Here is a 4,786-nt window from a genome sequence, read left to right on the forward strand (position 1 = left end):
ACGAGCGCTCGTACGACCAGTCTCAGAACCGAAAACTTCCCGCACCGCCCGCGCCCTCGTCAAAGACGATAAGCATCCCGGCTACGGCCAAACGGGCAAGGCGGCCCTCAGGCCACGCTTACCGATCTGCTCGTCTGTCAGCCAAAAAAGATCGCTCATCCCGGTCTCCTCCCGGAGCCTGAATCAGATCGCGACGCTCACATCAATGGGTCCTGACTCTAGCTGTATGGAGTGTTCGCCACATATTTTCCGATGAACAAATGTCGGAAGCCGGGAACGGAGCTTTGTACCGGAATGTCCGCGTGTGGGTCCTTGCCGCCGCGGCAGGCGTCGACCAGTTCAAGACATTCAGCGTCGTCGATGTCAGCGGCGGCTCTTCTTAAACCCGGCATCGGATCGCGCCGACCTTCCGGTCGCCTTTGTGCCCTAAAAGCGGTCGCTGCGTCTGACCCGCCACGAGCCCGGAATCTGCCGTTCGTCTATATCTTCAGAGTCGGATATTACCAATGGCATGATTTGCGGGGAGCAGGTCACCGACCATGCGCCCTGGCTGTTACCGTCGTGCTAGGTCTTCAGCTGCCACTTGGATCGTTCGGCTAAGAATTCCTTGTAGCCCGCCGCCACCAGCGCATCACGCGCCGCCTCTGCGGCCGCCACGAGGAGCCGGGCTGGCGGGTTGGCGGCGGGGAGGAAAATGCCTTTATCCGGTGCGCCCTCCTCTTCGGGGCAGAGCGGCGTGACCGCCGCAAACGCGGCAATCGCCGCCTCTAGCGCCTCCTCGCTGTCACAGGTGAACTGCACGAAGACATCGCGATCATCGTCGTAGACGAAGACTTCAGCGTCATAGGCGTAGGAGCTGAGCGTCTGGGTTTCTGGCCGCTGGAAGCGGAAACCGACCAGCATCTCTTGATCGTAGCGGCCGGGACCTGTCCCATGCACGCTGAAGCCGTATTTCTCGACAGCGAGATCAACGGCGGTCGAGATCGACAGCAAGCTGGTATAGCCCGTCTCCACCAGCGATCCGCCCTCGCCAAGGCTTTCGGTCACAAGCGCGATCGCCCTGCCGTTCCGGTCGAGCGCAACGCCACCGCTGAATCCGCCGCGTGCCATGGTCGAGGCGATGAAGCGGCTGGCGCGCGAGTGCCAGAGACGGGCCACGGCGTTGATCTGGCCGATGGTGGCGACCTGCACCGGCACCCTGGTCATGGGCACGCGCGGGTAGCCGATGATGACCAGATCGGACAGGATAAGATCGTGTTCGTCGAGATCATATTCGACATGCCCGCTGACTGCGATTTTCGGCAGCGCGGCGCCTGTCAGGTCGACCTTGAAGACGGCGATGTCGAGATCGTCATCGCCATAATGCGGGCCGTCGACAATCCGCAGATACCGGGGCGCGACGGTGCCGCCGCCCGCCTCTTCGGCGAGCCGCGCCGACTTGGTGGTGGCGATCTCTTTGATCGTCACGTCCTCGACGACGTGACGGGCGGTGATGAAGATGCCGTCGCCGATATGGAAGCAGGATCCAAGGCCCGGCTGTCCGTCGGCTGTTTCGACTGCGACGAAGGCGACGGCGCCAGCGGCGCGGAGGTAGATCTCGTGATACGGGCTTTTTTCGGCGGCCATCAGCGATCGGCTTCAAATATTACAGCGTAATGCGCTCCACGGGAGCGAATAGCGGCTCTTGGCCATATCCGCCATCCGAAACGTCGCTGGCGAGCGGCAGAAAAGTCCCAAGTTTCGCCATTCCGACGGCGCTTAAGTTTAATCGCGAACCAATGAGTGGATGGCTGGTTGGGAGGCGCAGGAAGGGCACTGAACGTCCATAACTGGGTCGTCACTGCCGCTAAGCGGCCCGACTACCCCCGACCTAATTGCTGACCTTAGCGACTTTCATGCTAACCGCTGACAGCCTTATTTGTATCGACGACGGAGGTGGGGGTGCCAAAGATAGACGAGCACGGCGTTGAGTGGTTCAATGAAGGTGACCTTGCGCAGTTCAGAGGTTGCGCCGACGAGCCCAATTTCGACAGATTTGTTGAGGGTTTCGGAGGTTGTCGATTTAATACGCTGCATCCCAACCCGAAGGTTCAGAACGCGGATTACATCTTTGAACGCGACAAAATCCTCATCGAACTGAAAACGCTTGAAACAGAGGTGGGGAACACGGTTCAGTTCCGCGAGAAGATGACGGTTTTAAATAGGCGTATGTATGCGAAGCACGGGAAGACGCCGCTCGACCTAGACCCGTTCGTAACGGCCGATTATCTCAAAAGCTTCATGGATTTATATCGTCCACCTCTCGCGAGAATTGCCAAAAAGGCGAATACCCAGATCAAAACCACTAAGACCATTTTTGGGTACCAGGACTACAAGGGCATCTTGTTGATCATCAATGATGGCCTGAAGGAGCTGCCTCCGCGCTTTATTTTAGCCACGCTGGGGCGTATTTTGAACGGATCATGTTCCTCAATCCGTGCGCTGATATACCTGACCAATCACTACGTCGTCATTCCCGGCGACGAATACGCTCGTGTGCTCTGGATCCCATTATACGCTGACGAGAACGACGACGAGTTGGTTAGCTTCGTCAATCGACTTGGAAAACGTTGGTTCGACTACTGCGAGGAAATGGGACAGCCCAGTGATGATCGACAGGCCGGACCAGACATATCGATAGTAGGCAGCCGCGCAGCGGGTTCCAAATTTCCCATTGCCTGACACGCCTACAACCACGTTCAAGAAGGCCTGCTCATCACTGCCCACCAGTGGCGAACTGGCGGAAAGGTACCCCTCCTTGGCGCTCAACCAAGGCGCGGTCGCGCGCTTTTCTAGCGGTGCCCTGCCCACGAGCACGGTCATTTTGAGTCATGCCACCCCAAGCACGTCCCTGATTTCGTTGATGATCTCTATGCACTGGTCGACAAAAGGCCCACGTGTGTCAACCAAGCCGCCGACTTCTGAGACGTCGCCTTCCTCGAGGAACGCCTCGCCCTTGCCCTTAATGGCGAACGGCAACAATGCCCGACGATCGAGTAATTTTTCGTAGCTGCGGCCCTCGCCGTGCTTGAGCACATTCACCGCCAGCCGATAGTCGAGAAGTCGATCTGCCAAGTCGGCACGCCCCGCGCTTTTAAGCGTCTTGTCGAGTTCGGGGTAGGCGTCGGCCCATCCGAAGTGGCGCTGTAGCATCCCTTCGAAGGTTCCGATCACGCCCACGGCGATGATTGTGATCGCCATCGAGCAGGTTCGCAGGCCGTTCACATCGATGGTGCTGGCACCCGTTTGTAGGTTCTCGACATGCCTGTCATGCACGTCCGCAACGTGCCGAGAGACCATGTGCGTGGCTCGAGAGAGATGCTCGAAGGCGGACACCGCTACCATCGAGTGAGCATGGCAGCGCCACCGCCAAGATCAAGTGCGCCAGCTATTCAACTCCTTCACCCAAAACCTGCTTATCCGCAATCCACAACGCAAGCCGTTCCCGGATCGGCTTCGAAGGTTCGCAAAATGCGGTTCAACTGACATGAATAAGTGACCGGAGTTGGGAAACCGAATTTGCAGCGTGAACGGCCGGGTTTGGGTCTGGGGGCGGGCAGCTACCGACCAAAGCAGGTTACTCGGCAATCCGCACGCGACTGCGCTTTGCAGGCTGGCTGAGCCGATCAGATCGAGAGCGCGCCGATCAGATACCCCGACGGCACGCCGGGCCAGAACCGTCCAACCGCGTCATCATGATAGTGCGCCAGCCACGCATATTTGGCACGCACCTTTGGAACGCCGGCGGCCGCGTGGGCGCTGACGATCGCCTGGCGATGGACCTCGATCGCGTGCCGGACATTTCGGTCATAGGCCTCGGACTGGATCCGTGCGCGCGTCTCCGGATCAGCCGCGAGATATGCTGGCATGTCGGCATGATCCGGGATCCAGTCCAGCTCGCCAAGGCAGAGTGGTAAATAGTCGATGACCCACGCTGACCTGGTTTCTCCCGGTGGCGCGGGCAAATTATCATAGTATCGAAAATAGCGGCGGAAGGGGTCCGAATCCTTGCTGTAGAAGTCGCGATGCGGATGCTCCTTGAAGTGCTTCAGCATCGTCTCGGCGATCGCGATCATCGGCACGACTGCGGCGCCCTCGGCCTCATAGGCCTCGACCATGGCAGGGCTGACGATGCGGTCCCCACGCTTGTGCCACAGACCGAAGCTGATACCACCGCGCAAAAAAATGCCGTTAGTCACGCACAGTGCCTGGGCGCGAGCGATGGTCGGAATCTCTTCCATGAGGACATCGAAGTCGCCCTCATGCTCGGCCAGTTCCGAGAACGCGGGAATGGTGAGGACGAGACAATCGGAGAAGGCCAACACCTTCTTGCGCTTCAGCTTGTGCGACGTCTTCAATACCTCGTCCTTAGTGCGATGATCAAACCAAGCCTGGGTCCGCCGCACATCGCGCTCGATAGACTTGAGATGTTCGATCTTGGTGATAGCCTTCACACGCTCGGAGAAACCGAGGAGGTCGATGAAGGCCACCATGCCAATAGTCGTGTAGCGCTTGTCCAATACCATAATGCAGGTCCGTGTTGGTGAGTCTTCCAGCTGTCTCGATGCGCGAGCGGCAATGGATTCAGGCCGCCAGCGGCTGCTACTCGTCGGAGCCGTAGGCGATCGTAAGCGTGGCGTGAGGACCGCAGTTTATGCGGCTTGGGCTGTTGGCTGATCTGTCTGGGGCACCCAGTTCCACGGCATCAGCTCGTCCCAGCGGGTGGCGGGCCAGTCGCCGGCGACCC

The 4,786-nt window shown here is 59.1% G+C and carries 4 protein-coding genes; 1 reads left to right on the top strand and 3 read right to left on the bottom strand.

Annotated features, from left to right (window positions below):
* Window positions 1-564 precede the first annotated feature (564 nt).
* On the bottom strand, window positions 565-1,626 hold the full coding sequence (locus tag ABLE43_RS22985; protein WP_348980266.1) for a S1 family peptidase: 1,062 nt from the start codon (window positions 1,624-1,626) through the stop codon (window positions 565-567).
* A gap of 315 nt (window positions 1,627-1,941) precedes the next feature.
* Between ABLE43_RS22985 and ABLE43_RS22990 the strand changes: the two genes are divergently transcribed.
* Complete coding sequence (locus tag ABLE43_RS22990; protein WP_348980267.1) at window positions 1,942-2,721, top strand: hypothetical protein; 780 nt, start codon at window positions 1,942-1,944, stop codon at window positions 2,719-2,721.
* Window positions 2,722-2,868: 147 nt separating this feature from the next.
* Here ABLE43_RS22990 and ABLE43_RS22995 read toward each other — a convergent pair whose 3' ends face one another.
* Both ABLE43_RS22995 and ABLE43_RS23000 read right to left on the bottom strand, forming a co-directional pair.
* Window positions 2,869-3,375: a hypothetical protein gene (locus tag ABLE43_RS22995; protein ID WP_348980268.1), complete on the bottom strand. Its 507-nt coding sequence runs from the start codon at window positions 3,373-3,375 to the stop codon at window positions 2,869-2,871.
* Between the two features lie 290 nt (window positions 3,376-3,665).
* On the bottom strand, window positions 3,666-4,565 hold the full coding sequence (locus tag ABLE43_RS23000) for a hypothetical protein (protein WP_348980269.1): 900 nt from the start codon (window positions 4,563-4,565) through the stop codon (window positions 3,666-3,668).
* Window positions 4,566-4,786: the final 221 nt, after the last annotated feature.

Origin of the sequence: Sphingomonas silueang, assembly GCF_040049155.1 — a bacterium.
Taxonomy (GTDB): domain Bacteria; phylum Pseudomonadota; class Alphaproteobacteria; order Sphingomonadales; family Sphingomonadaceae; genus Sphingomonas; species Sphingomonas silueang.